Consider the following 2,647-nt stretch of genomic DNA (forward strand, 5'->3'; position numbering starts at 1 on the left):
CGCGGACTTCATCTACGAGGCTGAGCATGACCGCTACACCTGCCCGGCGGGCCAACGCCTGACCAAGGGCAAGGTGCGCTCAGACCGTCGGGACACGATCGATCATTACCGCAACCTGACGGCCTGTCCGACCTGCGCACTCAAGCCCCAATGCACGCCCAACAAGATCAAGCGGGTGAAGCGCTGGGAGCATGAGGACGTGCTCGACCGGATGCGGGCGCGGCTTGAGCGCATGCCGGAAGCCATGACCATCCGCCGGCAGACCGTCGAGCATCCATTCGGGACGATCAAGGCCTGGATGGGCAGCACCCATTTCCTGACCAAGACCCTGGCGAAAGTCAGAACCGAGATGAGCTTGCAGGTGCTGGCCTACAATCTGAAGCGCATGATCAAGATCTTCGGCGTCAAGCCGCTGTTGACAGCGATCGTGGCCTGATCGAACTCTAGCCAGAGCCCGCGTTCGAACAGCCCGCGCGCATCAACCTTTCCAAAGCCCGTCAAGCGATCGCGTTTTCACACATGGGGTAATTCCGGAGACCGCGCCATAACCTGGCTGTGAGAATCAGCTCTCCAAGGATCGATGAGGCCCACATTTGGGCCCTAACCATGATGGAGGGTAGCCATGGAGCACTATGTCGGACTGGACGTCTCGCTGAAGCTGACGGCGATCTGCATTGTCGATCAAACGGGCAAGATCGTGCGTGAAGGTATGGTGCCATCCGACCCAGAGGCCATCGCGAGCTTCATTCAATCCCATGCGCCGCATGTGGCCCGGGTGGGGCTTGAGACGGGAGCAACAGCGACGTGGCTGTGGAGCGAGCTAACGGAGCTGGGACTGCCGGCCATCTGCATCGATGCCCGGCACGCCAAGGCGGCGTTGAAGATGCAGATCAACAAGAACGACCGCAACGACGCCGCCGGGATTGCCCGCATCATGCAATGTGGATGGTACAAGCAGGTGCACGTCAAAGACCGCGGCAGTCATGCCATCAAGGCCCTCCTCGCCAGCCGCGCGTTGCTGGTCAAGCTCAAGCGCGATCTGGAGAACCAGATCCGCGGGCTCCTGAAGAACCTCGGTCTGGTGATCGGCCGGGCCAAGATGAACGTGTTTGCCAGGCGTGCGGCCGAACTGCTCGAGAACCGGCCGGACCTCGCCGCCGCAGCCTTGCCGCTCCTCAGGGCGCGTGAAGCCGTCGACCAGCAGATCGCGGACCTTGATGGCAAGGTGCTGCGCCTGGCGCGCCGGAGTGCTCATGTGCGGCAGTTCATGACCGTCCCAGGTATCGGCGCCATCACGGCGCTGTGCTTCCTGGCGACGATCAATGACCCCACCCGCTTCAAGCGATCAAGAAGTGTCGGAGCCTATGCAGGGCTGACGGCCCGAGGCTACGCCTCCGGCGAGACCGACTGGACGGGCCGGATCTCGAAATGCGGCGACACGATGCTGCGAAGCTATCTCTACGAGGCTGCCAACGTGCTCCTCACCCGGGTGGCCAAGTGGTCGGCGCTCAAAGCCTGGGGGCTCAGGCTGGCCAAGCGCAGCGGACTGCGCAAAGCCAAGGTCGCGGTTGCGCGCAAGCTCGCCGTTGTTCTGCACCGGATGTGGATGGATGGCACGGATTTTCGCTGGTCATCACAGGAGGCTCCCCAGCAAGCTGCATGAAGCCGAACCGGATTCCCGCCAACTAGCGGGAAGCACTATCCCTGCCGGGACGTTGGCGTTGGTGAGATCGCCCCAGGCTGTGCGACGCCCTCACGGGCAAAGCGCGCTTCACACATTGATCTGCCAGCGTCATCTGACGCCATCATGCGGAAGGCCTGACCTTACCGCGGAGAGAACCCTGGACCCGGCAAGGAGGTGCACGGAGAAATTGACCTCAGCCCCGGAATTAGAGAACGGCCTCGGTCAGCCTGCGATTTAGAAAGGGAGCGTCTGAGGGTCCGCTCTCCGTCGTCACTCAGACGCTGGTCCAACATAAGCGCTTTCTCGCCGGCCACCGTTCCACGGAATGTCTTTGCCTCGGTTTGCGGAACTCTCGCCCGGATAACCGCAAGGGCGGATGAACGATCTCAACAACTTCGGAGATATTCCTGAGGGGACCATTGCCCTCACAGATCTACTTAACAATCAGAGCTTGAATCACGAGTTCCTTAACCGCACCCTTGCTGCGGATCTGCACGCGCTCGTTCAAATCCTCTCGCAAGTGAAGGAGACCGGGCCCTGGATCTGCGCCAGCGACACGGTGCGCAAGTAGGCGAGGATATCCGGATGGATCCCGCCGGCAAGTTCGTCATTCGCTCCATCGGTATTGGCCATGATGAGTGCAGATTTGAGCCGCACCCAGGCGTCGTCCGAGCTCGCGAGATTCGTGACTACCGGGGCGAGAGCTTCCAGGACAATGAGCAGGGCAACGAGTTGGATGATGCGACCGCTGATGGCACCGTCGCCCTCTGGGATCAGCTCGTTGAGGTTCGGGACCTGTTCTTGAGCGGAAGTCGCAGCGAGTGCAAGCGCGCCGAAAATCATCACGCCGCGAAGCATTCCCTTTGGAACGCTAAAGCCGTTCCCTCGGTAATGAGGCAGCGGCTTCTGCGGCAGGAACTTGAAAATATCCATGAGGGTCAGCAAAGCTTAGTTCGCAATTAG

3 protein-coding genes are annotated in these 2,647 nt (G+C 61.1%); 2 read left to right on the forward strand and 1 reads right to left on the reverse strand.

Annotation, left to right across the window (positions count from 1 at the left end; all coding sequences use genetic code 11):
* Both BN1233_RS34345 and BN1233_RS34350 read left to right on the forward strand, forming a co-directional pair.
* The coding region (locus BN1233_RS34345) for a transposase (RefSeq protein ID WP_147707725.1) at positions 1 to 436 on the forward strand (436 nt) is incomplete at its 5' end.
* Between the two features lie 186 nt (positions 437 to 622).
* Positions 623 to 1,663, forward strand: a complete 1,041-nt coding sequence (locus tag BN1233_RS34350) for an IS110 family RNA-guided transposase (RefSeq protein ID WP_046868123.1) — start codon at positions 623 to 625, stop codon at positions 1,661 to 1,663.
* Positions 1,664 to 2,188: 525 nt separating this feature from the next.
* Here BN1233_RS34350 and BN1233_RS43760 read toward each other — a convergent pair.
* The gene (locus BN1233_RS43760) at positions 2,189 to 2,617 is read right to left on the reverse strand and encodes an EscR/YscR/HrcR family type III secretion system export apparatus protein (RefSeq protein WP_052764066.1); all 429 of its coding nucleotides are present in this window, start codon (positions 2,615 to 2,617) and stop codon (positions 2,189 to 2,191) included.
* Positions 2,618 to 2,647: the final 30 nt, after the last annotated feature.

This window comes from Microvirga massiliensis (genome assembly GCF_001006805.1).
In the GTDB taxonomy this organism is placed as follows: domain Bacteria; phylum Pseudomonadota; class Alphaproteobacteria; order Rhizobiales; family Beijerinckiaceae; genus Microvirga; species Microvirga massiliensis.